The sequence below is a fragment of the Candidatus Epulonipiscium sp. genome (assembly GCA_012519205.1).
Classification (GTDB): Bacteria; Bacillota; Clostridia; order Lachnospirales; family Defluviitaleaceae; genus JAAYQR01.
In genome coordinates this window covers 101,671-125,726 of sequence record JAAYQR010000027.1, presented here as the reverse complement: position 1 = coordinate 125,726, position 24,056 = coordinate 101,671, and the positions used below count along the sequence as shown (strand labels likewise).

Genomic DNA, 24,056 nt, shown 5'->3' with positions numbered 1-24,056 from the left:
TATACTTTAATCAAGATTCTCAATCACCCCCTTAAATGTTTCTACGGATTCTTACTATGCAACTGTTTCAAACTGACTATTATACAGCTCCGCATAGAAACCGTTCTTTTCAAGTAATACGTTATGACTGCCACTTTCGATAATGTCACCATCCTTCATTACTAGAATCACATCAGCATTCTTAATTGTAGAAAGCCTATGTGCTATAACAAATGAAGTCCTGCCGACTGTCAACTTGTCCATTGCTGCCTGTACGATACGCTCGGTTCGTGTATCTACAGAGCTTGTCGCTTCATCAAGAATTAGTAATGGCGCATCTTGAATCATAGCGCGAGCAATAGTAATAAGTTGTTTTTGTCCTTCGGACAGGCTGACTTTATCGTTTAAAATGGTTTCATAAGCATTCGGTAGGGTTTGGATAAAGTGATGCAATCCAGCGGTCTTACAGGCATCAACAACCTGTTTATCTGTTACACCTTGTTTGCTGAAAATGATGTTTTCCTTAATTGTACCTTCGAAAAGCCATGAGTACTGCAAAACCATACAAAACTGATCATGGACATTTTCCCTTGTCACTTGACTGATAGGCGTCCCATCAAGCAAGATTTCACCATCATCCAATTCATAGAACCGCATTAGCAGATTCACTATCGTTGTTTTACCCGCACCCGTCGGACCCACAATAGCTACCTTTTGCCCCGGTCTTATCTTTGCGGAGAAATCGTGGATAATTGTCTTTTCAGGGATATATCCAAATTTAATATTCTTAAATTCAACATCTCCTTTTATATCTCGTAAAGCCTTGATCTTTTGACTCTCATTCTCAAGTTCTTCTTCATCAAGAAATTCAAATACTCTTTCTCCAGCAGCCGCGGCTCTTTGCAGATTGTTTGCAGCTTGTGCCATTTGAGAGAGAGGTTGTGTAAATAAGCGGACATACAGCATAAAAGCAACAATCACGCCGAAAGATATAGTGCCATTCATAGCAAGGGCAGCACCAAGCACGCAAACAGCAACATATCCGAAGTTACCGACAAACTGCATTAAAGGCATCATCATTCCTGACAAAAATTGCGACTTCCATGCACTGCTATATAGCTTTTCATTTATTTTTTCAAAGGTTTGCTTTGATTCTCGTCCGCCGTTATATGCCTTTACCACGTTATGTCCGGAGTAAATTTCCTCGATATGACCATTAATATTTCCGAGGTTTTTTTGCTGGGACACAAAATACCCTTGTGATTTCTTCATTATCAGTATCATGAGAACAAATCCAATCAAGCTTGCCCCAACAGAAGTTAGTGCAAGAATCCAGCTGTTGTAGAACATCATAATCAAAGCACCAACGAATGTAGTTATCGCTGTAACAAGCGTTCCGATACTTTGATTCATAGTTTGTCCTATTGCATCGACATCGTTCGTAACGCGGCTTAGCACATCTCCATAACTGGTTTTATCAAAATACCGAAGAGGCAGTCGATTTATTTTCTGGGAGATATCAGTACGCATGGTTTTAGATATTCTCTGTGTAACAGTCGCCATAATAAAGCTTTGAGCAAAACCCAACAAAGCAGAACCAGCATAAAAGATAACCAGCATCCAAGCGAGATTAGTGATGGCATCCATGTCAATACTTCCAAGTATGGGTTTCCCATTAATTAGAGCAGGAAGACCTTTTGCAATTTCATTTGTCATATCCTTAAGCTTTTCCGGGCCTATAATCATTAGCACAGTGCCTATGGCAGCTAATATTAGTGCAATAATAATTACCAGTACATAGGATTTAGAGTATTCAATTAACTTAGCCCAAGTCGCTTTGAAGTTTTTTGGCTTTTCAACTGGGCCGCCCATTCTGCGACCTCCACCCATAGGTGATGGTCTTTTCATTGTATTTTCACTCATGACACAAGTTCCTCCTCGCTAAGCTGTGATAGCGCAATCTCTTTATATACTTTGCACGATGACAGCAATTCCTTATGCGTGCCTTTGCCAACCATCACACCATCGTTAAGAACAATGATTTGGTCAGCATCCATGATTGTTCCAATTCGCTGTGCAACAATCATACTTGTAACACCTGCTGTCTCTTCTTTAAGAGCACTACGCAGTATGCGGTCTGTTCTATAATCCAGTGCCGAAAAACTATCGTCAAAGATATAGATTTCTGGTTTGCGGCACACAGCACGGGCTATGGCGATTCTCTGTTTTTGACCGCCAGATAGATTAAGTCCGCCTTGAGAGATATCCGCTTCATACTGCATGTTCATAGATTCAACGAAATCTGTGCCTTGTGCAACAGAAACAGCTTTTTTTATTTCGTCTTCAGTTGCAGCATCTTTTCCGTTTTCTCCGTAATTTACATTAGAATTTACTGTCCCCTTAAACAAAACTGACTTTTGCGGAACATAGCCGATTTTATTATATAAAGACTCACCCACATAATCCTTCACATTCACACCGTCAACCAATACTTCGCCTTCAGTTGTATCATAGAAGCGTGGCACGAGGTTGATAAGCGTACTTTTGCCACTACCAGTCGAACCAATAAAAGCAATGGTTTCTCCTTGCTTTACTGTAAAACTAATATCCTTCAAAACATAGTCAGCGGCTCCAGGATATTTGAAGCTTACATTTTTGAACTCAACCTCCCCAACAATCCCCGGTTTACCACTGTGTTCTGTCCCATCAATAATAGATGGCACGGTGTCCAGCACTTCATTAATACGTTTAGCAGATACGGATGCTCTTGGCAGCAATATAAACATCATCGCAAACATCATAAACGACATGATGACTTGCATTGCATAGGCTGAGAACACGACCATATTTGAAAATATGGCCAGCTTATCCATAGCAACAGCATTGTTAATTAGGTTCGCACCAATCCAATATATAGCTAAGGTAATTCCACTCATTACCATGTTCATCATAGGCATTACGATTGCCATGCCACGGCTGGTAAAAAGATGAGTTTGTGTTAACTCTTTATTAGCCTTTTCAAACTTTTCTTCCTGATAGCTCTCAGCATTATAAGCACGTACAACCCTAAGTCCGGTTAGATTTTCCCGAGTTATTTTATTCAGGTTGTCAGTCAAAGTCTGCATTTTACGGAATTTAGGCATAACAAAAATCATTATTAAGGTAGTAGCTACAACCAATAGTAATACCGATATACCCGTTGCAATTGACCATTCAACACCCTTTCCTGCAATTTTTGAAAGTGCCCATACTGCCATAATAGGTGCTTTTATTATCATCTGAAGCCCCATTGTAATAATCAACTGTATTTGCGTGATATCGTTGGTGGAACGAGTAATTAGACTGGCCGTGGAAAACTGATTAATTTCATTTGTTGAGAATGAATCCACCTTGGAAAATAGCATACTACGAAGTCTTTGTGAAAATGAAGCCGCAATGCGTGCAGCAAAAAAACCTACTATAATGGCCGACGCAACGCTTCCAAAGGCACAAAGAAGCATAAATCCGCCTTGCTTCCAAATTTCACTCATTGCACTCCCCGGCGTTTGAACTAACCGGGTAATTGTAGACATGTAATCAGGCAATTTTAAATCAAGCCAAACCTGTGCCACTATAAAGATAAGGCTTATAATAACTTGGCGCCATTCCTTTGCTTTTAGATATTTAAAAATCTTAACCATACACTGTTTCCTACCTTTCATTCGGAAGAGATTTACTAACACCATAATATTGTAATAGTGTTAGCTACATGTAATTTTTTTGCAGCCGCTATTTACGACTGCATTATTGTTTATTATTTACAATCTCAGGACCTAATTCGGAAAGCCTTCCGACAATCCTTACGAGTTCTTTGGCATCATGTTCACCTAATAATTTGAGGATTCTTACTGTGTAATTGACTACCGTTTTATTACGATCTTTTGTAAACTCTATTCCATCTTGAGTGAGTTCTACCAAAATTCTCCTTCGATCGCTTTTATCAATCTCCCGAGTAATTAATCCTTTGTTTTCAAGATTATTAAGCATGGCAGCAACACGGGCGGAACTGATATTCATCTCGTTACTAATATCGCTTGGTAACACTGTTCCACCTTGCCTATAAATATATAACATTGCAAAAGTTTCACCATGCATATTATCATCAAATCTCTTCTGATGACCGCGGCTTCGGTATTGATATGAGTTATGCAGAAACTGTCTTGCCAATTCTTCGTAGTCCACTTCTTCACCTTCTTTCGGAAGTGCTAACACAATTAGTATTGTAATACTGTTAGGTAAAAGTGTCAAGAGGATTTTAGCCACTTAAAAATAATCACAGTGCTATCCGAGGAGAATATCGCTTTTATCAGGGAGAATCTCGAATAAGCCATCTCAAACAAAAAGACCTCTTTACTATACCCAGACTGGGCATAGTAAGGACGGGAGGTAGAGCCAGCGGTTTCTATGTCCACCACAGAACAAGAAAAATCGACATAGCCGGTAATACTACCAAACTATGCCGATATTTTTCTAGGATATAAAATCCCTAAGACTAACCATCTAAGGTTGCCTCTTTTTTGCTATATTCTATTTAGAGATTTTTCAATTTCTTCCGGGCTCATGCCCCTAGCATCGATAATAGGTACTTTGGTAGATGTTGTTTCATTACCGGTCACATCTTCAGTCATACCCGTTATAACAATAGCATCAACATTAGATAAACTATCCATTGAATTTTCTAGACTGCTTTCGAATTCTTGAACATTATATCCCTTGTCCTTTAAATAGTCCTTAATTGGTGAAAGACCTTTTTGTATTCCTATATTTTTCATAGTCATACCTCCTTTTATGCTTATTATTTCATAAGGCATGATAGTCTATTCATCCATTTAGAACTTTAATCCTTTTAATTTATCCTTCAAAACATCTCCTATGGTAACTTCGCCATTATCGGTATCATTGTATTTTGAGTAGTCCTCATTATGGCCTTCTATAGCTTCCCTAGCACTTAAGCTTAATTTCCTTTCTTCCGGCTTTAATTCAATAATCTTTACTTTTATTTTATCACCTACGGATAACACCTCAGAAACATTTGCAATATGCCTATCTGTAACCTGAGAAATATGAACCAAACCTTCCAATCCGGGTTCTATTTCGATAAAAGCCCCAAAATTAGTAATTCTAACTACCTTACCTTCTACTGTATCATTTAGTTTGTATTTTCTAATTAAATCGTTCCAGGGGTCCTCTTGTATATCTTTTAGTCCTAGGGATATCCTGTTTCTTTTTTCATCAAAATCTATTACATAAACCTCTACTTTATCCCCTACAGATACCACTTCCCCGGGATCTAATACTCTTTTCCAGGATAAATCTGATAAATGTATTAATCCGTCGGCTCCACCCAAGTCTACAAATGCACCAAATTTAGCTAATCTAGTTACCACACCCTTGCGTTTTTCACCTTTTTTAAGGGTATTCCACAGTTCTTTCTTTTTCTTATCCCTTTCCCTTTGCTCTATTTCCTTTCTTGATAATATAACCTTTTTGCTTTCCCTATCGAATTCTATTAGTTTTACTTTTAAGGTTTGCCCAACATATTTATTTAAGTCTTCAACATAATTAAGAGAAAGCTGAGAGGCTGGAATAAAAGCTCTAACACCCTTAATGCTTGCTGTTACACCGCCCTTTACCACTTCTTTTATGGATACGTCAAAGGCCTTACCTAAAGCATAATACTCTTCTAATTCATCCCAAACCACGATTTGGTCTGCCATTTTTTTGGATAGTAATACATTTCCTTCTCCATCGTCCATTTGAAGAATATACAAATCAATTTCATCCCCGGGTTTTAGGATGTCCTTAGTATCGATCCCATCGTCACTTAATTCTTCTTTTGTAATAATTCCATCTGACATATAGCCTATGTTAACTAGGACTTCGTCCTCGCTTAATCTCATTACTTTTCCTTTAATGATATCCCCTGTACGAAGTCTTTTCATGGATTTATCAATATCCTTCATCGCATCTTCCATAGTTATTTCTTCCATAGTTATTTCTTCCACATGATTATTTTCCATTGCAAAACATCTCCTTGTTTCTATGATTGATACTATTATAATACACTAATTTTCATAAATCATAAAGGTATTAATTCTTTTATTTAATCATAACTATGCAAGAATGATAGACTTTCTTTTATTTAGTTTTAAAGTAGCAATTTCTTTTTCCAAAAAATATATTTAAAAGTTATTATAACAAACGACAAAAGCACAAATACTATAACTGTAACTAAAATAGAGAGAAAGGATATCAAAGATGATTACCATTCAAGAATGCTGGACAGCTAAGGATCAGACTGGATATTACGGATCAGTTTTTAGTTCCGAAGAAAGTGCTACTGAAGTAGAAAGGGAAGATCCTAATTTTAAAGTAACTAAGGGGTATCGATTGGTAGATGAAAATGGAAATCATATTTTTAATACAGAAAGCATATATTTTGATTTGTCTGAAGCAGAAGAAGAACTTGAAAGTTTAAATATAGAAAGTCTTTGGTAGCAGCCATTATCTTAAAGGCTGCTGCTTTCTTTTTTGGGGGTATTGATTTTATATCCAAATATTCCTCCGCAAAGACCCCCTATTATATGGGTCAATTGTGAAATCTGATCCTTGGCAAATAGTCCATTCATTATTTCTTTTCCCATAAATATAATAACTACAAGAATCAGAGTTAGGGGAATTGTTCCTTCTTGAATATTTGCAAACGAACTTAATAAAATAAGCATAAAGACAATGCCACTAGCCCCTAATAAGGCTGAATTAAAAAACATAATATTAATAATACCCGTGATAAAAGCAGTAAACAAAATCATAAAAAGTATATTGCGCGAGCCATACTTTTCTTCTAGTATAGGGCCTATTAGCAATATTAGTAAAAAGTTGTTAATAAAATGTTCCCAATTGGCATGGCCTAATATATGTCCAAATAATCTTATATAAAAAAAGAAACTTTTTGGCGAACTTCTATAAACAGAAAACAAAAGAGAGGTAGTAAACATTTTAGTCCATTGTCCCAATAATAAGGCGGCAAAAGATAAAACAGTAAATGTTAAGATAATCGGCGCATTATAATGAATCTTTTTAAACATAAAATCCCCCCACATAACCTTTATTTTTTATCTTCATTTAAGAAAGGCGAATATTTCTTTTCTTTTTCTATATATTTCTTTGCTGTTTCATCTAGCTTCCTTGGTTCTCTTTCTATCTTTTCTTGTCCTAAAACTCCGTCTTCCATTTGAATCAATTCCATCTCTTGCCGTGTAAAAGCCATAGTATATCACCTCTATTTAAGTATTTGTAAGCTAAATAGAAGTTATACCACGAAAATAAAATTATAATTGAACTGTGAAAGTATTTTCATAAACCGTATATATAAATTCCAAATCTTCATACTCCCTCTTTGCACTTTCACTAATCTTTTTCCATGTTTTTTCTTTATCTAAATTAGGAAAAAAAGTATCAGGGGTGTATCCTTTATGAAACTTTGTAACATAAGCCTTGCTGCAGTATTTAAGAAGTGCCCTATAAATACTTTCTCCCCCTATAATGAAAACATCTTCTTGTTTATAACCTTTAGACATTTCTAAGAATTCTTCTAAAGAATTGCAAACATTAGCACCTTCTACTTTATAATCTTTATTTTTTGTGATTATTATATTTGTCCTATCTTTTAGGGGTTTTGAATTAGGTAGGGATTCAAAAGTCCTTCTTCCCATAATAACGACTTTTCCTAAGGTTTTTTCTCTAAACTGTTTCATATCCTCCGGGACTCTTTTAAGCAAATTTCCCCTACATCCAATACCCCAGTTTTTATCCACCGAAACAATAATATTCATATTTACCTCCTACACTGCCACAGGAATATTTTTAACTGGCTCCCCATGTTCATAATCTTCTAGAGAAAAATCTTCTACTTTAAATTCATAAAAATCCTTGACCTCTTTATTGATTAATAGTTTAGGCGCAGAATAAGTTTTCCTTTGTATTAATTCTTTTACTATGGGAATATGCCTATCATAAATATGAGCATCTGCTATAACATGAATTAATTCTCCAACTTTTAAATCGCTAACTTGAGCAAACATATGGAGTAGTATGGCGTATTGACATACATTCCATCCATTGGCTACTAATATATCCTGGGATCTTTGATTAAGTATACCGTTTAATTTGTCCCCTGTTACATTAAAAGTAAGACTATAGGCGCATGGATACAGATTCATTTCGTGAAGGTCATGGTGGTTGTATAAATTGGTCATAATTCTTCTGCTATAGGGGTTATGTTTCAAATCATAAAGAACCCTATCTACTTGGTCAAATTCCCCCTCTTGGTATTTATGTTTAATCCCCAGTTGATAACCATAAGCCTTTCCTATTGAACCTTCTTCATCGGCCCAAGCATCCCATATATGACTGTTTAAATCCTTAACATAATTGGACTTTTTCTGCCAAATCCAAAGAATCTCGTCAATTGCTGATTTAAAAGGAATTTTCCTTAGGGTTAAAATAGGAAATTCCTTAGATAAATCATATCTACTTATAACACCAAATTTCTTTATAGTATGGGCGGGAGTACCATCCTCCCATCTAGGTCTTACCTTTTGCCCCTTTGAACTTGTTCCATTATCTATGATATCTTTACACATATCTATAAAGATAGTATCTGCTAAACTCATCCTGCACCTTCTTCCATAATATTTATTATTCATCTTTTTCCTGAACTTAAATCTATAATACTGCACATTTTTTGTAGAATCAACAAATAAATAGTCGATTGACATTTTATACTTTCCTATGTATATTTTATTTATAAAATTTAAAGAATAAGGGGCTATACTATGACAATCTCGGATAAAAGAACTGACATAAAAGAGGGTATCAAAGACGCCTTCCCCATTGCAATCGGATATATTCCTATTGCAATAGCCTTTGGAATATTAGCCAAAACCAATCAAGTTTCCCTTATGGATACCTTTTTATTTTCACTTATGATTTTTGCAGGGGCTAGCCAATTTGCTGCTTTAAATTTAATTGCTTTAAAGGTAGCAGCCCTAGAAATAATCCTTGCAACAGCCATAATGAATTTTAGACATTTTTTAATGAGTGCAACCCTTAGTACAAAAATAAAAAACCCTAAAAAGGGTATAATTCCTCTAGTTGCTTTTGGGATAACCGATGAAACCTTTTCTGTCACAGCTATGAAGGATGGGAAAATAAGTATGCTATATGCCCTTATTGTAAATACAACTGCTCATATTTCCTGGGTTAGTGGTAGTATTGTAGGCTATTTGGCAGGTTCAATTCTCCCTGAAACCGTGCAAAACAGTATGGGAATTGCTCTATATTCAATGTTTATTGCTATTTTAGTTCCATCGATGAAAAAATCCTTTAAAGTAATTATTATTTCATTATCCGCTGGAGCTATTCACTCTATTTTAAATGTAAGTAAGCTAATCCCCCAAGGCTGGACCCTTATTATTTCTATAATACTCGCTTCCTTACTTGGGGTTATTGTATTTTCTAAAGATGATGGAGGTGCAAATATATGAGTTCTTATTTCCCACTAATATTAGGCATAGCTATCGTTACGTATATACCAAGGCTTATTCCTTTTACCTTAGTTTCAAAAAAATCCATGAACCCTACCCTTAAGAAGTTTTTAACCTATGTTCCCTATGCGACTTTAGGGGCTTTAATTATACCTGATGCCTTTACTTTTATACCGAATAATCCGCTAGCAGCTTGGGGCGGAGTCATTACAGCCTTCCTCTTATCTTGGCTAAAGGGTAATATAGTGTTATCTGTATTAGCATCGGTCGGGGCTACCTTTTTGCTTCTTCAATACCTGTAGTATATACCATTTTCCCTCCATACCTATTTCTATTATACAAAAAAGTATAAGATAACACAAAAAAGTCGAGATTTTTCCCGACTTTTTTGAGGTTAATATTATAAACCTAATAAACTATTTATCTTCTCCCTATCAAAACCTACTACAATACTTCCATCGATATCGATAACGGGTACCCCCATTTGACCGGATTTCTTGACCATTTCCTCGGCTGCAATTTGGTCCTTGGCTACATCAATATCCTTGTATTCAAAATTATTTTTTTTCAAATAGTTCTTCACCATATGACAAAATGGACATGTCGGAGTAGAGTATACAATAATGTTATTCATGCAAAAACCTCCTTTTCGTTATAATATGTTTTATAGGATTATTTATGCCTCATATTTCAAGTTGTTGTTTATAATATCATTATATTACGTTTTTACAATTTATCAATTTTAGTATATTGTCATTTTTACCTATATTTTTAAAATAACTTATATATCCTAAAAATCCCTTTGATTTTCATAGAATCCCTTCATATCTAAATGATTGCTACTTTTTCTTATTTGCCGGCTCAATATTTATGGATTTCCCTTTGATTTGGGCGTGGTTCATTATCTTTAGAACTTCCTTTGTATATTCTTTAGGAACCTCTACAAAAGTGTATTTGTCGTATACATCAATGGTTCCTATGAGTTTTCCAGAAAGGCCGGTTTCTCCTGCTATAGCCCCTACGATATCCCTAGCCCTTACATTTTGCTTTCGCCCTATATTTATAAACAATCTTACCATTCCTGGTTCTGAACCTGTTTCTTCGAAGTCCGCATCTGCCTCATGCTCTGTTTCTTTGCCCATTACCATCTTTAGAAGAGCTGCAGATAAATCTAGGGAGGTATAATCTTCTTCAACTAATCTTTCTATGATTCTGATTTGTTTATTTAAATCTTCATTTTCGATAACGCTTTTTATGTTGTCGATTAGAATACTGATTTTGGCCTCTTCTACGTCATTGAGGCTAGGAGCTTGTTGAAGCTTTATTTTGGTCTTGGTATACCTTTGGATATCTTTAAGTTTATATATTTCCCTACCTACGATAAAACTAAATGCCTTCCCTAGGCGACCTGCCCGTCCTGTCCTTCCAATTCTATGAACATAGTATTCTTCATCCTGTGGAATATCATAGTTAAATACAGCCTCTACATCATCCACATCAATTCCCCTTGCTGCCACATCTGTTGCTATTAATATCTCTGTGTTTCCATTTCTAAAGTTATTCATGACCCTATCTCTTAGGGGCTGCTTCATATCCCCATGGAGCCCATCTGCAAAATATCCTCTTCCTTGTAAATCATTTACCAGTTCATCTACCTTCTTTTTGGTGTTACAAAAGATAAGGGACAGTTTAGGATTATGCATATCAATAAGTCTTGTAAGAATTTCAACTTTATTTCTTTCTTTTACTTCGAAATAATATTGTTCAATGCTTGGGACAGTTAGTTGTTTACGCACTACTTTAACTATTTCAGGGTTTTCCTGATGGGTTTTTGCAATATCTAAAATAGCTCTAGGCATGGTAGCAGAAAACAAAATGGTTTGACGGCTTTTTGGGGTACCTTTAAGTATCATCTCGATATCTTCCCTAAATCCCATATTAAGCATTTCATCTGCTTCATCTAAAATTATCATTTTAAGTTTATTTAGTTTTATGGTTTTTCGATTCATGTGATCCATTACCCGTCCTGGGGTCCCAATTATGACTTGAATGCCCTTTTTTAAAGATTTAATTTGCCTGTCAATTGGCTGTCCCCCATATATGGGAAGGGTCTTTATTCCCTGAAGGTATTTTCCCAGTTTTCTTATTTCTTCCGAAACTTGAATCGCTAATTCCCTCGTAGGACATAATACCAAAGCCTGTAAATTATTGTCTTGGACATCAACCTTTTCCAAGATAGGTATTCCAAAAGATGCTGTTTTACCTGTTCCTGTTTGGGCTTGTCCTATTACGTCCTTCCCCTCTAATATATGAGGTATTGCCTGAGATTGTATAGGGGTGGTTTCTTCAAACCCCATATCCTCAACTGCTTTAATTAGTTCTTTTGATATATTTAAATCATCAAATCTAGCTGTATTCATATTTTACTCTCCTATTGTTAAATTTTATCTTTATGGTGTTTTTAATTATGAAATTCTTCGATACCTGAGGTGGTAATTTTTATTTTTCCTTCTTTGAATAGTTTACCGATTGCTCTTTTAAATGCTCTCTTACTCATATTAAATTCTTTTTTTATTATAGATGGATCAGTATTGTCGTTAAATGGAAGCTTGCCCCCTTTTAACAATAACTTTCCTAAGATAACCTTAGCATCTTCCTCCACCTGGATATAGGCTTTTTCCCTTACACTGATATCTATTTTTCCATCTTCACGGATTTTTATTACTCTGCCTTCTATTTCATCCCCATTTTGGTACTTTTCATATAATTCAGTTGATGGAATAAAACCGTGATACTTGCTATCGACAGCTACAAAAACCCCTAAATCTTCTTTTACTTTATACACAATCCCACAAACTTTATCATTTTCCTTATAAGGTGAATCGCTTCTTAGAAGGTCATACACATCCATGGTAGCGCAAAGTCTATCGCTTTTATCTATGTATAGACCTACTAAATAGCTTTTTCCCTTAGAAACCCGGGTGGCCTGTTCCCTAAAGGGAAGGAATAAATCCTTCTCAAGACCCCAATCTAAAAATGCCCCTATTTTACTTGTGTCTACGACTTTTAAAATAGCTAATTTTCCTAAAGTTACTCTAGGTCTTTTGGTTGTGGCTATGATACGGTCTTTCGAATCCCTATATATAAAAACTTCTAGTTCGTCTCCCACTTCGGTATCTTCTGGTATTTGTTTCTTAGGAAGTAGAACATCCTCTTCCTTTTTTCCTTCTTTTGTGTTTAAGTAGGCACCAATGGAAGTAATTCTTAAAACCCTTAGTTTTTGAATTTCACCTAATTTTATCATATGCATCTCCTTGATATTAGTAATATTAACCTTTATAACATCCTATCATTTCTACAGTAGAATTCCTATACCAATCATCAAAACATGGATAAGATTTATAAGTGTGAAATTTCGTACAGCGGTAACAAAGGTATCTTTTTTTGATTGCTTTTCAAAAAATATACGGATATTTTTCTTGACTATTATAAATGTAAATAGTGTAGCTAAAGTAAATATCGGGCTTATATATAATATAACCAAAAGTATAATATCAATATATATAATATAGTATAAAATTTTAAAAATCCTTAAGCTCCTATCCTTTCCAATATAAATGGGAAGGGTATATCTCTTATTAATAATATCATCTTCCATATCACAAATATTATTTGCCAGCATTATATTAGCAATACCTATTACGGCAGGCAAAGATATCAAAAATATATATATGATTTCTTTAAGATTAAGATTAAGGGTTAATATTTCATTTTGGTAAACAATATCTACAATACCTATATCGTATATGTGAATATATATAGAAATAAAAACTATCATGAACCCCATAAAAAGTCCGGAGAAAATTTCCCCTAAGGGCATTCTTGAAATTGGTATGGGACCAAAAGAATAAAGTATTCCTGTTATAAAAGATAGGATTCCCAGTATAAGAATGATTATGTTTGTCCTTAAAAATAAGATAAATCCTGTTGTCGAGGCTATTAGTAGAAGAATCATTATGGTTATCCATACGGCGGATTCTTTTATATTATCTCTTATTATTGCATTATGGGTCTCATAATTATACCCATAGGTTTTTCTTGCCTTTTTGTAGTCTATGTAGTTATTAATTGTTGTAGTCAACATATCAAAAGTTAATAATGAAATAAGCATTATCATAAAATTTAATATGTTGAACCTTTTAAAATGATATATGGCATAGGCATTTCCTAACAAAAAAGGAATCATACTAGCCACCTTTGTTTGGATTTCCGCTAATTTTAGAAAACTCCTAATGCTCATCTTTTCCCTCCTTTTATCTAACTCAATTATTCTACTATAAATCCACTAATCATTCAAATACTTTATGGGAAAGATGAGTAGATATATTGTATACAATAAAAAAAGAGAGTATGTTATTTAACATACTCAATATCAATGAGCAACTAAGTTGTTATCTTTGAACCCTCCCAGAAGCATCTCCTTTGACCAAGTTCATAACTTCCTCTACGGTAGAATGATTAAAATCTCCTGGTATCGTATGCTTTAGGGCAGATGCTGCAACACCAAATTCCAATGCGTCTTTGAAGTTTTGATCGGTGATTAATCCATAAATCAATCCTGCTGCAAAGGAGTCTCCTCCCCCTACTCTATCAACTATCCTAATATCGTATTTTTTCGAATGATAAAATTCGTTTCCATCGTAAATCATTGCACTCCATCCGTTATCAGATGCAGAATAGCTTTCTCTCAAGGATGAAGCTACATATTTGAATCCAAATTTATCTTTCATTTGTTTAAAGATGGTTTTGTATCCCTCTAATTCTAATTCACCTTTTGTTACATCGGTTTCCCCCGGTTTAAACCCTAGTACTTTTTCTGCATCTTCCTCATTCCCGATACATACATCCACATATGCCATAAGCTTAGTCATGATTTGCTGTGCTTTCTCGGGAGTCCATAGTTTTTTTCTGTAATTTAAGTCTACGCTAACCATGACTCCATGCCTCTTAGCTGCCTTAAGGGCTGTTTCCGTAAGTAGAGCTGCCTTATCACTGATTGCAGGTGTAATTCCGCTAAAATGAAACCAATCTGCCCCCTTAAAAATCTTATCAAAATCAAAATCTAATATCTCTGCTTCTGCTATAGCGGAGTTAGCTCTGTCGTATACTACCTTAGAAGGGCGCATGGATGCTCCTGTTTCTAGATAATAAATACCTATTCTTTCCCCACCTCTAGCAATATAATCTTCTTTAACGCCAAAGCGTCTTAAGCTATTTACTGCTGATTGTCCGATGGGGTTTTCAGGAAGCTTGGTTACAAAATATGCATCCAGCCCATAATTAGCTAAGGAAACCGCTACATTTGCTTCCCCACCGCCGTATACAACCTCTAAAGTATCTGCTTGTTCAAATTTTAAGTGTCCCGGGGTCGAAAGTCGAAGCATGATTTCTCCCATAGTAATCACTTTTTTACTCATATTTATCCCCTACTTTCTGGCTTCCTTTATTTTTTCGATAAATTTCCTTGCTGTTTCCGTAATAAGTTCATAATTTCCGGTTTTAGCACCGCTAGTTAGCTCACCGCCAACTCCAACAGCAATGCATCCATTTTTAATCCATTGATCTACATTATCCAAACTTACACCACCGGTAGGCATGAGTACTGCTTGTGGGAGGGGCCCCTTTATAGCTTTAATAATATCAGGTCCATATGCGCTTCCCGGGAATACTTTTATGATATCTGCCCCTGCTTCCATAGCCCTAATCATTTCGGTAATGGTCATACATCCCGGCATATAAGGAATTTGATATCTGTTGCATAGTTTAGCGCTATCCATATCAAACCCAGGGCTAACTATGTATTCTGCTCCGGAAAGAATAGCAACTCTGGCAGTTTCACTATCTAGTACCGTACCTGCCCCAATAATTAACTCTTCTTTTGTAAATGTTGATTTTAGGGATTCAATAACTTTATGAGCATCAGGTACAGTAAAGGTTATTTCTATAGCCGGTATGCCACCTTCTATACATGCTTTGGCAATTTTCTCTGCTTGCTCATTATTTTCTGCCCTGACCACTGCTACAATACCCACATTTATAATTTTATTTAAGGTTTCGATTTTGGAAATCATATTATCCTCCTATCTATTTCGTTCCATTATACGGTCCACAGTTTCATTATACGAAATACAGTGTCGCAATGCAAAACAAAATATATGGATTATTTTTAAACTACTTTTAGTTTTCTCCGTATTATTCTTCCTTTCTCTATTATTCGTATCTTTTCATTTTCTATTCGATTTACTTCTTGATATTTTGATGATTTATTCGAAAATAAAGAGCCAGGTTATCAATTTTTATAACCTAGCTCTTTCGATATCTCCATGGTATAATGCACTAACCATCTAGAAAACTCTTTGATTTTTTCATCAGTCATTCGCGTTATGGGACCGGAAATACTCACAGCAGCACAGGTTTCCCCTGTATAGTCATATATGGAAGCTCCTACGCATCTGACATCTAATTCATTTTCCTCTTCATCCACTGCAAAGCCTTTTTCCCTTATGGATTTTAATTCTCTCTTAAAATCCTCAAGATTTATAATCGTAAAGGGAGTATACTGCTTTATATCACTTTCTTCCCAGATTTTTTCAATCTTTTTATCATCAAGCCCCGAAAGTATGGCCTTTCCTACGGCCGTACAATAGGCAGGGCTTCTTCTTCCAATTCTTGAATGCATTCTAATGGTAGTTTTGGATTCAACTTTATCGATATAGATTATATCGGTGTTTTCTCTTATTACTAAATGGACAACCTCGTTAGTTTTTTCCATTAATTCTTTTAAATACGGTCTAGCTATCTCTAATATATCCATATTAGAAATTCTTTTACTTCCTAATTCAAATAATTTTAAAGTAATTTTATATCTGCTATTTTCAGAATTTTGCTCTACATATCCTTTTATAATCAATGTGGATAACAATCTGTGCACTGTGCTCTTATGAAGATCTAACTTAGCACTTATATCTGCAACTCCCAGCCCATCATCATAATCTGATAGTACTTCCAAAATTGATAATGTCCTATCAACAGATTGAACTATATCCTTCATCTCTTTCTCCCTTTCTGTATACTGTGGATTTCACGCTTTAAAATTTTAATCCTTTGTACTTATTCTGCCTCAGGTTCTTCTATTTCTTCTTCTGTCTTGGGTATATACTTTTTAAATATTCTATCTAAAAAATAAGAACTCCAAAGGGCATAAGTGCTAACAAAGAAGAAAATAAATAAAGGCCATATTTTTATAAAAAAGACTACTCCAGCAAAGGCAAATATACATAAAAATGTAGTAATAATATGCTTATTAGCCATGATAAGAGAGGTCTTAAAAAGACCACCTATGGTCATATAAAATCTTGAGAGCAGGGCAAACATATAGATACTCATAACTACGAGTTCAATTAGAATAATAATTTGGATGGGCATGATAAATCTTGCCATGGTGCCTACATTTCCTATATTCATTATATTAACATATAGTATAAAATAAGCGATTAAAAGAATAATCCACACTATGGTAGACTGCATAAAGTTCATTTTGAAACTTTTCCAAAAATCCCTAAACAAATAGCCCTCTTCTTTACGGACTCTTTTACCTGCTACATAAAACAATGCCGTTGTAGATGCCCCTGCAGTTACAATAGGTATACAAAATAAAAGCCATAATAAATTTAACATAAATAAATCAAAAACAAGACCACCAAATTTATAAAGGGGCCCATCTACTGAAAAAATCCCATTTCCCATATTTTTCCTCCTCATTTGTTTGTATATTTATTTGGAAAAAATAAGAGCTACGGTTATATTATCACACTTATTAAACATATGAAATATTCTTTTTACATGTTTAATAGTTTTAGGATACGATAACCCATTATAAAGAAACAACTTTGAATCCTTAACATCCAAAGTTGTTCCTTTATCTATATCTTTATATATTTATTTAAAGTAGTTTCCACCGCTCCGGTGCCGGCAATCATTTCTGTAAAATAATCTTCAACTCTTTTTCCCAATCCTACTTTATATAAATTAACCCCAAATATTTTTTCATTACTTAATATGGGCTCTAAGACCTTGTGAGCATCTATCCTATCTCCCAATGAAATATCTTCTATGTGCAAAGATAGGGCATCAAGCATGGGGTCCGGACTAATGATAAAGGGCTCCCCCTTATCATCAACTCCCATAAGGTAGCGAATCCAACCTGCAAATACCAAGGGAATTATTTTCAAATCCTGGGTATCCAATTTATTTGATTGCTCATAGGCTTTTATAGTTTCCCCAAAGCGAATAGGTAGTTTTTGTGAAGTATCTGTAGCTATTCTCTGCGGGGTATCCGGCATAAAAGGATTCGGGATACGAACTTGCAATACTTCATCTATGAATTTTTTAGGATTGATTATTTTGGGATCGACTGCAACAAGAAGCCCTTCTTTATAACCTATAATTTCAACCATTTTCCTTAGCAGCGGATTTTCCATTTCCTTTGAAATCAAGTCATACCCTAATAAACAGCCAAAGATTGCTAGGGCAGTATGCAGGGGGTTAAGACAGGTGGATACTTTCATTTTTTCTACTTTATCCACTGTCTGTCTATCGGTAAAGATAATCCCTCCCTTTTCTAGTGGAGGTCTGCCATTAGGAAAGGCATCTTCGATTACCAAATACTCACATTCTTCGCCGTTAACAAAAGGAGCAACATAAGTATTTTTTGATGTAATGATTTGCTGTATGTCTTCTATTCCATCCTCTTCTAATACTTTTCTTACGGAATCATCTGGTCTTGGAGTAATTTTATCAATCATAGTCCAAGGAAAAGATAGCTTTGATGGATTATTAATATAATCCCTAAATCCTTTTTTCACTAAACCTCTTTCTTCCCAGGCAGACGCAATGGTGTTAATAGCTTCATATAACTTATCCCCATTATGGGAACAATTATCCATACTGACTAAGGCAATGGGCTTTTCTCCTGATAAGAATCTTTCGTATATAAGGGCGGTTACTTTTCCTATATAACTTTTAGGTAGAGACACCCCTTGTTCTAAATCGGCCTCTACATCCTTAAGAAACTGAGATTTAGCATCTATTAGACTATAACCCTTTTCTGTGATGGTAAAACTTGCAATCTGCAAACTATCATTCATAAAGATTTCTTTTAGCCTGTCAAAATGAAATTTATTCCCACTATCTGCCACAAGAGACTCTACAACAGACCCTATAACTGTTTTTTCTACAGTTCCATTGGATTTTAGGGTTACTAATATGGAATAATCATCATAGGGTTTGTTTATTTTTTCAATGATTTCATAATCATATCCTTCTACTGCAATTAGTCCCCTATTAATTATATTCTTATTTAATAAATTTTGTACTGTATTAGCTTGGAATGCCCTAAAAATATTACCTACTCCAAAATGAATCCAAAAGGGGTTTTTTATTGTGTTTATCCTGATTGTTTCTCTATCGTATTTAGGAACCCTATAACCTTTGATTGTCCATGTGTCCTTATTTTTTAGACCTTTTTCATTTAGTTTCATATTATCTGTTTCCTTTCTTTATTGCTTCCCAAAGTCCGTTTAAGTAAGAAGCACCTAAAGCCCTATCATACAGGCCATATCCGGGCATCGCCACTTCTCCCCAAATCATACGACCATGGTCTGGACGTATGGGACCTGTAAATCCTATATCATAAAGTGCCTTCATAATTTCGTACATATCAAAACTTCCATCGGAGGATAAATGTGCCGATTCTTCAAAATCCATAGGGGGAGTTAAACTTTAGATTTCTAACATGGGCAAAATGGATTCTTCCCTTTAAGGAACGAATCATATCCGGCAAATCATTTTCTAGATTCGTTCCATAGGAGCCAGAACAAAATGTAACTCCGTTATGGGGATTGTCCACCATCTTCATCATTCGTAAAATGTTTTGTTTATTAATGATAATTCTAGGTAAACCAAATACACTCCACGCGGGGTCATCGGGATGTATTGCCATATTGATATCGTATTTGTCACATACTGGCATAATTCTTTCTAGAAAATATTTAAGGTTTTTAAAGAGTTTTTCTTCGTCCACTTCTTTATACATATCAAAAAGTTCTTTTATCTTAGCCATCCGCTCTGGCTCCCAGCCCGGCAAGATAAAGCCTTTAGCATCTGAATCTAGACTCTTAAACATGTCCCTAGGATTTATCTTATCGACTGCCCCTTGATTATAAGCCAGCACCGTAGAACCATCGGGTCTTTTGCGGGCCAATTCCGTACGGGTCCAGTCAAATACGGGCATAAAATTATAACATACCATATGAATGCCTTCTTCTCCCAATCCCTCTAAAGTAGTAATATAATTATCTATATATTTATCCCTATCCGGTGTACCTACTTTAATAGCATCATGGATGTTCACACTTTCAATACCTTCTATCTTTAGCCCTGCTTCTTCTACTTCTTCCTTTAATCTTTTTATGGATTCCCTACTCCATGCCTCCCCCGGTATAGAGTCGTATAGGGTTGTAATAACCCCCTCTACCCCTGGAATTTGTCTTATTTGTTCTAAGGTAACCGTATCGAATTCTTTTGTAAACCACCTTAATGTCATCTTCATAATATTACCTCCCTATAATGAGTATAATAGTATTTTAATTTGATTATATGAGTTTGTTGTATTAATTCAATTGGAAAACTTGTTGTACATATTGCAAATCTTGCTATGAGGAAGTATTATATAAATGTAATATAAATCTTATAAATAAATTAGATTGAGGGATATCCTTGAAAAAAACTTTGAAAAAGAACTTACAATCTTCCTTTAATACCAGACAATATATGTTGTCAAAGGACTTTGAGATATACTATTATTCTGATTCCCAGCTTCCTCCGGTTGCACCCCATAGCCATGATTACTATGAGTTTTACTTTTTTTTGGAGGGCAATATGGAAATCAATATTGCCGGCCATAGATATCCTATTAAACCTGGGGACTTTTTCCTAATACCCCCTGGAACCAATCATTATCCCTCCTTTTTAAATCATGAGCTGCCCTACCGCCGTTTTGTACTATGGATTAGTCAAGATTATTGTAACCAACTATTAAAAATTTCACCCAGCTATGTTTATATGATGCAATATGTATCTACAACTAAAAACTATATCTTTCATAATGATGTTATTTCTTTTAATAGCATTCAGTCCATGATTTTTAGACTAATTGAAGAAATTAAAAACGAGCGCTTTGGTAAGGAGGCGGAAGTTTCCTTACAGCTTAATTCTTTGCTTCTTCATTTAAATCGCTTAGTATATGAAAAAAACCATAATAAAGTTAAAACTACCAATAAACCATTATACCTAAATATTTGTAATTATATTGCAGACAACCTATCCGGGGATTTATCCCTAGATTGTCTTGAAAAGGAGTTTTATGTTAATAAATTTTATATTGCCCATGAGTTCAAAAATAATATTGGAATATCCATTCATCAATATGTAACAAAAAAAAGATTGCACGCCTGTAAAGATGTAATCTTAAGTAATCAATCCATTACTAAAGTATTTAGACTTTATGGTTTTAATGATTATTCTACCTTTTATCGTGCCTTCAAGAAAGAATATGGTATTTCGCCAAGGGAATACAAAGAAATGTACCCCTCCATAGATTCGTGATTTTATGATTTTATCTCATTATTATATCCCCATGAAATCATCATCGGTATATTTTTATTTTTATTATATATACTAGTTATGATATAATTGTTTCTACTAAATTTAACCCATTTAATATAGATAGAAAGAGGTGGAATATGAACGGTAAAACCCCTAGTCAATCTGCGGTCGAAATGACCGAATTAGTTCTTCCTAATGATACAAATATTCTCGGTAATCTCCTGGGAGGAAGAATGATGCACTGGATGGATATTGCAGGAGCCATGGCTGCTTCAAGGCATTCTAATAAAACCGTTGCCACTGCCTGTGTGGATAGATTAGATTTTAGACACCCCATTAGAGTAGGGGAATTGGTTATGCTTAAAGCTAAAATAACCTGGGTAGGAAAAACTTCTATGGAGGTCAAGGTAAGGGTTTATGCAGAAAACACCAAAACAGGGGCCATAATATTAACAAATAAAGCTTATCTAACTTTTGTTGCCCTAGATGAAAATTGTAAACCTTCCCCTGTGCCGCCTATCTTCCCCGAAACGGAAGAAGAAAAAAGTGATTATGAAAAAGCACAATTAAGGCGGGATGAAAGAATACGCAAAAAGACGAGAAATTAAATTCTCGTCTTAAAATATTTCAAGTCCTACGGGACAATGATCCGAACCTAATATATCACTATAAATTATTGCATCTTTTAGTTCATCCTTCAAACTATTTGAAACACAAAAATAATCTATACGCCACCCTGCATTATTTTCCCTAGCTTTAAACATATAGGACCACCAGGTATAAGCCCCTTCTCTATCAGGATAAAAATATCTAAATGTATCAATAAATCCTTTATGTATAATCTCATCGAATTTAGCCCTTTCTTCATCACTAAATCCTGCATTTTTTCTATTAGACTGAGGATTTTTAAGGTCAATTTCTTTATGGGCTACATTTAAATCTCCGCAAAAAATAACAGGCTTTGTTTTTTCTAAATTCTTCAGATAACTAAGGAAGTCATTTTCCCATTCCATACGGTATTCAAGCCTAGCAAGACCCCTCTGGGAATTGGGTGTGTATACTGTTACAATATAATATTTATCAAATTCTAAGGTTATAACTCTTCCTTCTTTATCATGTTCTTCTTCTCCTATACCATAAAATACGCTAATTGGTTTGATTTTCGAAAAAATAGCTGTCCCGGAGTATCCCTTCTTTTCGGCATAATTCCAGTACTGATGATAGCCTTTTAGTTCCAAATCAATTTGACCTTCTTGCAACTTTATTTCCTGGACACAAAAAACATCTGCATCTTCAGCCTCAAAAAAATCCATAAAACCTTTTTTTACACAGGCCCTAAGCCCATTTACATTCCATGATATTAGTTTCATAACATATCTCCTCTTTTTTAATTATTTGCCAGTAAATATGTTTATAAGTTTTTATTGACTTGATATACATAGCATGATAAAATATAATATTTTGCAATTTCTATTATTTATGGTATACTTATATATGGGAGCATTTATAAAACTCAATTGATATCATATAAAGCTTCCCTAAAGTGGATTCCAACAGGCACCAGAAATTCTATTAGACCTTTTTGTTGGTAATCTATAGCAAGTTAAAATATGGAGGTGGCTCTTTTGCTTAAGGTTGGAAGTAAGGTTGTTTACCCGATGCAGGGCATTGGAGTAGTCAGTAGCATAGAAGAAAAAAATTTTTATGATGAAACCAAGCGCTACTACACAATAGATATTCTCAACAGTACCATGAATATTTTAATTCCTGCAGATAAAATACCCAAATCAAATTTGCGTTTAGTTTCTGATTTATCTACATTAGAAAAAATACTCTCCGCAATAAATAAGGAACTTTCTCCAGAATCTGAGGAACTTTCGCAGAAGGAAAAGTATGCATTAAATATGAAAAAAATCAAATCAGGCTCCTTAAAAGAATCTATCGAATTAGTCCGTGACTTAACCCATGCAGGAAACATAAAAAAACTTAACTCCAATGAAACACAGATATTAGCAACTGCAAAGAAAATGGTTTTAGAAGAAATATCAGTTATTAAAGATATTTCCACTGAAGAAGCAGATGATTTTCTAAAATCGAGAATATCATAAATAAGTAACCAAAATATTTGGTTGCTTATTTTTTTGCCAAAATAGATGATTCAATTATACCGCAAATCATCCAAAAAACAAATTCTAAGTGATTATACTCCATCAGCTATTTATTAAATCTCCTATATTTTAGTGGTGTTACCCCAACAATCTTCTTAAATGCCATGTTGTAGTAATTTTGATTATTATATCCCACTGATAGTGCAATTTCTAACATTGATAGATTTGTATTTACTAATAAATCCTTGCTCTTTTTAATTCTTATTTCATTAACAAAGTGGGAGTAGGTTTTTCCTACTTCCTTTTTAAACAAATTGCAAAAATAGCATTTATTCAAGCCCAGGTATTCCGCCATTCCCTCAAGATTGAGGGGTTTTTCATAATGCTCCTTAATATATGTTATTGCCTTTCTTACATGAAAACTATAGACTTTCTTGCCAACGGTCCTTTTTATATCCATCGATATCTCCCCTTAAAAAACAGGTATGTTTTTCTATTTTTTATAAAGTATCTAAATTTAGTTATAAAAAACTAAATATATTTAAGATTGATATTAGTTTTAGTGGTAAACTATTGTTTATTGAAAATGAATGTCATAATCACTATCATTATATAAAACTTGCTAACATATGTCAATTAGAACCCCCCGTAGGAGGCA

The 24,056-nt window shown here is 34.6% G+C and carries 26 protein-coding genes and 1 pseudogene; 6 read left to right on the top strand and 21 right to left on the bottom strand.

Annotated elements, in window-relative coordinates:
• Window positions 1-54: 54 nt before the first annotated feature.
• The 5 genes from GX308_09535 to rpsA form a co-directional block, all read right to left on the bottom strand.
• Entirely contained in the window at window positions 55-1,902 is a 1,848-nt protein-coding gene (locus GX308_09535; GenBank protein ID NLK22292.1) for an ABC transporter ATP-binding protein, read from the bottom strand.
• Window positions 1,899-3,659 (bottom strand): ABC transporter ATP-binding protein, encoded by a 1,761-nt coding sequence (locus GX308_09530; protein ID NLK22291.1) that lies wholly within the window; start codon window positions 3,657-3,659, stop codon window positions 1,899-1,901. The genes GX308_09535 and GX308_09530 overlap by 4 nt, the downstream gene beginning before the upstream one ends.
• 103 nt (window positions 3,660-3,762) lie before the next feature.
• Window positions 3,763-4,062, bottom strand: coding sequence for a MarR family transcriptional regulator (locus tag GX308_09525; protein ID NLK22290.1), 300 nt, complete (start codon window positions 4,060-4,062; stop codon window positions 3,763-3,765).
• 476 nt (window positions 4,063-4,538) lie between these two features.
• Window positions 4,539-4,790, bottom strand: coding sequence for a YkuS family protein (locus tag GX308_09520; GenBank protein ID NLK22289.1), 252 nt, complete (start codon window positions 4,788-4,790; stop codon window positions 4,539-4,541).
• A gap of 57 nt (window positions 4,791-4,847) precedes the next feature.
• The gene (gene rpsA, locus GX308_09515) at window positions 4,848-5,993 is read right to left on the bottom strand and encodes a 30S ribosomal protein S1 (protein ID NLK22288.1); all 1,146 of its coding nucleotides are present in this window, start codon (window positions 5,991-5,993) and stop codon (window positions 4,848-4,850) included.
• Between the two features lie 283 nt (window positions 5,994-6,276).
• Here rpsA and GX308_09510 point away from each other — a divergent pair, with 283 nt between their 5' ends.
• Window positions 6,277-6,516 (top strand): hypothetical protein, encoded by a 240-nt coding sequence (locus GX308_09510; protein NLK22287.1) that lies wholly within the window; start codon window positions 6,277-6,279, stop codon window positions 6,514-6,516.
• Between the two features lie 11 nt (window positions 6,517-6,527).
• Here GX308_09510 and GX308_09505 read toward each other — a convergent pair whose 3' ends face one another.
• The 4 genes from GX308_09505 to thyA all read right to left on the bottom strand — a co-directional run bounded on the left by GX308_09505 (window position 6,528) and on the right by thyA (window position 8,693).
• Window positions 6,528-7,106: a rhomboid family intramembrane serine protease gene (locus GX308_09505; GenBank protein ID NLK22286.1), complete on the bottom strand. Its 579-nt coding sequence runs from the start codon at window positions 7,104-7,106 to the stop codon at window positions 6,528-6,530.
• Window positions 7,107-7,126: 20 nt separating this feature from the next.
• The gene (locus GX308_09500; GenBank protein ID NLK22285.1) at window positions 7,127-7,288 is read right to left on the bottom strand and encodes a hypothetical protein; all 162 of its coding nucleotides are present in this window, start codon (window positions 7,286-7,288) and stop codon (window positions 7,127-7,129) included.
• A 61-nt stretch (window positions 7,289-7,349) separates the two neighbouring features.
• Window positions 7,350-7,853, bottom strand: a complete 504-nt coding sequence (locus GX308_09495; GenBank protein NLK22284.1) for a dihydrofolate reductase — start codon at window positions 7,851-7,853, stop codon at window positions 7,350-7,352.
• Window positions 7,854-7,862: 9 nt separating this feature from the next.
• Complete coding sequence (gene thyA / locus GX308_09490) at window positions 7,863-8,693, bottom strand: thymidylate synthase (GenBank protein ID NLK22283.1); 831 nt, start codon at window positions 8,691-8,693, stop codon at window positions 7,863-7,865.
• A gap of 162 nt (window positions 8,694-8,855) precedes the next feature.
• Between thyA and GX308_09485 the strand changes: the two genes are divergently transcribed.
• Complete coding sequence (locus GX308_09485) at window positions 8,856-9,566, top strand: AzlC family ABC transporter permease (GenBank protein ID NLK22282.1); 711 nt, start codon at window positions 8,856-8,858, stop codon at window positions 9,564-9,566.
• On the top strand, window positions 9,563-9,868 hold the full coding sequence (locus GX308_09480) for an AzlD domain-containing protein (protein ID NLK22281.1): 306 nt from the start codon (window positions 9,563-9,565) through the stop codon (window positions 9,866-9,868). The genes GX308_09485 and GX308_09480 overlap by 4 nt, the downstream gene beginning before the upstream one ends.
• A gap of 98 nt (window positions 9,869-9,966) precedes the next feature.
• On the opposite strand, the gene GX308_09475 is transcribed toward GX308_09480, so the two are convergent.
• From GX308_09475 to uxuA, 10 genes and pseudogenes are all read right to left on the bottom strand, one after another.
• On the bottom strand, window positions 9,967-10,200 hold the full coding sequence (locus tag GX308_09475) for an NrdH-redoxin (protein NLK22280.1): 234 nt from the start codon (window positions 10,198-10,200) through the stop codon (window positions 9,967-9,969).
• 205 nt (window positions 10,201-10,405) lie between these two features.
• Window positions 10,406-11,986: a DEAD/DEAH box helicase gene (locus GX308_09470; GenBank protein ID NLK22279.1), complete on the bottom strand. Its 1,581-nt coding sequence runs from the start codon at window positions 11,984-11,986 to the stop codon at window positions 10,406-10,408.
• 41 nt (window positions 11,987-12,027) lie between these two features.
• Window positions 12,028-12,870 (bottom strand): S1 RNA-binding domain-containing protein, encoded by an 843-nt coding sequence (locus GX308_09465; protein ID NLK22278.1) that lies wholly within the window; start codon window positions 12,868-12,870, stop codon window positions 12,028-12,030.
• Between the two features lie 51 nt (window positions 12,871-12,921).
• Entirely contained in the window at window positions 12,922-13,866 is a 945-nt protein-coding gene (locus GX308_09460; GenBank protein ID NLK22277.1) for a 1,4-dihydroxy-2-naphthoate polyprenyltransferase, read from the bottom strand.
• A gap of 151 nt (window positions 13,867-14,017) precedes the next feature.
• Complete coding sequence (locus tag GX308_09455) at window positions 14,018-15,043, bottom strand: sugar kinase (protein NLK22276.1); 1,026 nt, start codon at window positions 15,041-15,043, stop codon at window positions 14,018-14,020.
• Window positions 15,044-15,052: 9 nt separating this feature from the next.
• A complete protein-coding gene (locus tag GX308_09450) occupies window positions 15,053-15,697 on the bottom strand; it encodes a bifunctional 2-keto-4-hydroxyglutarate aldolase/2-keto-3-deoxy-6-phosphogluconate aldolase (GenBank protein ID NLK22275.1) in 645 nt (214 codons plus the stop codon).
• A gap of 218 nt (window positions 15,698-15,915) precedes the next feature.
• Window positions 15,916-16,677 carry an IclR family transcriptional regulator gene (locus GX308_09445; protein NLK22274.1) on the bottom strand — a complete coding sequence of 254 codons (762 nt, stop codon included), beginning with the start codon at window positions 16,675-16,677 and terminating at the stop codon, window positions 15,916-15,918.
• 59 nt (window positions 16,678-16,736) lie between these two features.
• The gene (locus GX308_09440) at window positions 16,737-17,372 is read right to left on the bottom strand and encodes a YesL family protein (GenBank protein ID NLK22273.1); all 636 of its coding nucleotides are present in this window, start codon (window positions 17,370-17,372) and stop codon (window positions 16,737-16,739) included.
• Between the two features lie 176 nt (window positions 17,373-17,548).
• The gene (locus GX308_09435) at window positions 17,549-19,165 is read right to left on the bottom strand and encodes a mannitol dehydrogenase family protein (protein ID NLK22272.1); all 1,617 of its coding nucleotides are present in this window, start codon (window positions 19,163-19,165) and stop codon (window positions 17,549-17,551) included.
• 1 nt (window position 19,166) lies between these two features.
• Window positions 19,167-20,235: pseudogene (gene uxuA / locus GX308_09430) on the bottom strand (mannonate dehydratase).
• Window positions 20,236-20,414: 179 nt separating this feature from the next.
• Here uxuA and GX308_09425 point away from each other — a divergent pair.
• Together GX308_09425 and GX308_09420 are read left to right on the top strand one after the other, a co-directional pair.
• On the top strand, window positions 20,415-21,290 hold the full coding sequence (locus tag GX308_09425; GenBank protein NLK22271.1) for an AraC family transcriptional regulator: 876 nt from the start codon (window positions 20,415-20,417) through the stop codon (window positions 21,288-21,290).
• Between the two features lie 137 nt (window positions 21,291-21,427).
• Complete coding sequence (locus tag GX308_09420) at window positions 21,428-21,898, top strand: acyl-CoA thioesterase (GenBank protein NLK22270.1); 471 nt, start codon at window positions 21,428-21,430, stop codon at window positions 21,896-21,898.
• 9 nt (window positions 21,899-21,907) lie between these two features.
• Here GX308_09420 and xth read toward each other — a convergent pair whose 3' ends face one another.
• Window positions 21,908-22,660, bottom strand: a complete 753-nt coding sequence (gene xth, locus GX308_09415; protein NLK22269.1) for an exodeoxyribonuclease III — start codon at window positions 22,658-22,660, stop codon at window positions 21,908-21,910.
• A 255-nt stretch (window positions 22,661-22,915) separates the two neighbouring features.
• On the opposite strand from xth, the gene GX308_09410 reads away from it, so the two are divergent.
• On the top strand, window positions 22,916-23,398 hold the full coding sequence (locus tag GX308_09410; protein NLK22268.1) for a transcription factor YdeB: 483 nt from the start codon (window positions 22,916-22,918) through the stop codon (window positions 23,396-23,398).
• 106 nt (window positions 23,399-23,504) lie between these two features.
• On the opposite strand, the gene GX308_09405 is transcribed toward GX308_09410, so the two are convergent.
• The gene (locus tag GX308_09405; protein ID NLK22267.1) at window positions 23,505-23,858 is read right to left on the bottom strand and encodes a helix-turn-helix transcriptional regulator; all 354 of its coding nucleotides are present in this window, start codon (window positions 23,856-23,858) and stop codon (window positions 23,505-23,507) included.
• Window positions 23,859-24,056 lie beyond the last annotated feature (198 nt).

What these genes read in the sequence shown, in the direction of transcription:
- GX308_09535 (NLK22292.1), bottom strand. Translation starts at nt 1,902, where the DNA reads ATGAGTGAAAATACAATGAAAAGACCATCACCTATGGGTGGAGGTCGC.
- GX308_09530 (NLK22291.1), bottom strand. Translation starts at nt 3,659, where the DNA reads ATGGTTAAGATTTTTAAATATCTAAAAGCAAAGGAATGGCGCCAAGTT.
- GX308_09520 (NLK22289.1), bottom strand. Translation starts at nt 4,790, where the DNA reads ATGAAAAATATAGGAATACAAAAAGGTCTTTCACCAATTAAGGACTAT.
- rpsA (NLK22288.1), bottom strand. Translation starts at nt 5,993, where the DNA reads ATGGAAGATGCGATGAAGGATATTGATAAATCCATGAAAAGACTTCGT.
- GX308_09510 (NLK22287.1), top strand. Translation starts at nt 6,277, where the DNA reads ATGATTACCATTCAAGAATGCTGGACAGCTAAGGATCAGACTGGATAT.
- GX308_09505 (NLK22286.1), bottom strand. Translation starts at nt 7,106, where the DNA reads ATGTTTAAAAAGATTCATTATAATGCGCCGATTATCTTAACATTTACT.
- GX308_09500 (NLK22285.1), bottom strand. Translation starts at nt 7,288, where the DNA reads ATGGCTTTTACACGGCAAGAGATGGAATTGATTCAAATGGAAGACGGA.
- GX308_09495 (NLK22284.1), bottom strand. Translation starts at nt 7,853, where the DNA reads ATGAATATTATTGTTTCGGTGGATAAAAACTGGGGTATTGGATGTAGG.
- thyA (NLK22283.1), bottom strand. Translation starts at nt 8,693, where the DNA reads ATGAGTTTAGCAGATACTATCTTTATAGATATGTGTAAAGATATCATA.
- GX308_09485 (NLK22282.1), top strand. Translation starts at nt 8,856, where the DNA reads ATGACAATCTCGGATAAAAGAACTGACATAAAAGAGGGTATCAAAGAC.
- GX308_09480 (NLK22281.1), top strand. Translation starts at nt 9,563, where the DNA reads ATGAGTTCTTATTTCCCACTAATATTAGGCATAGCTATCGTTACGTAT.
- GX308_09475 (NLK22280.1), bottom strand. Translation starts at nt 10,200, where the DNA reads ATGAATAACATTATTGTATACTCTACTCCGACATGTCCATTTTGTCAT.
- GX308_09470 (NLK22279.1), bottom strand. Translation starts at nt 11,986, where the DNA reads ATGAATACAGCTAGATTTGATGATTTAAATATATCAAAAGAACTAATT.
- GX308_09465 (NLK22278.1), bottom strand. Translation starts at nt 12,870, where the DNA reads ATGATAAAATTAGGTGAAATTCAAAAACTAAGGGTTTTAAGAATTACT.
- GX308_09460 (NLK22277.1), bottom strand. Translation starts at nt 13,866, where the DNA reads ATGAGCATTAGGAGTTTTCTAAAATTAGCGGAAATCCAAACAAAGGTG.
- GX308_09455 (NLK22276.1), bottom strand. Translation starts at nt 15,043, where the DNA reads ATGAGTAAAAAAGTGATTACTATGGGAGAAATCATGCTTCGACTTTCG.
- GX308_09450 (NLK22275.1), bottom strand. Translation starts at nt 15,697, where the DNA reads ATGATTTCCAAAATCGAAACCTTAAATAAAATTATAAATGTGGGTATT.
- GX308_09445 (NLK22274.1), bottom strand. Translation starts at nt 16,677, where the DNA reads ATGAAGGATATAGTTCAATCTGTTGATAGGACATTATCAATTTTGGAA.
- GX308_09440 (NLK22273.1), bottom strand. Translation starts at nt 17,372, where the DNA reads ATGGGAAATGGGATTTTTTCAGTAGATGGGCCCCTTTATAAATTTGGT.
- GX308_09435 (NLK22272.1), bottom strand. Translation starts at nt 19,165, where the DNA reads ATGAAACTAAATGAAAAAGGTCTAAAAAATAAGGACACATGGACAATC.
- GX308_09420 (NLK22270.1), top strand. Translation starts at nt 21,428, where the DNA reads ATGAACGGTAAAACCCCTAGTCAATCTGCGGTCGAAATGACCGAATTA.
- xth (NLK22269.1), bottom strand. Translation starts at nt 22,660, where the DNA reads ATGAAACTAATATCATGGAATGTAAATGGGCTTAGGGCCTGTGTAAAA.
- GX308_09405 (NLK22267.1), bottom strand. Translation starts at nt 23,858, where the DNA reads ATGGATATAAAAAGGACCGTTGGCAAGAAAGTCTATAGTTTTCATGTA.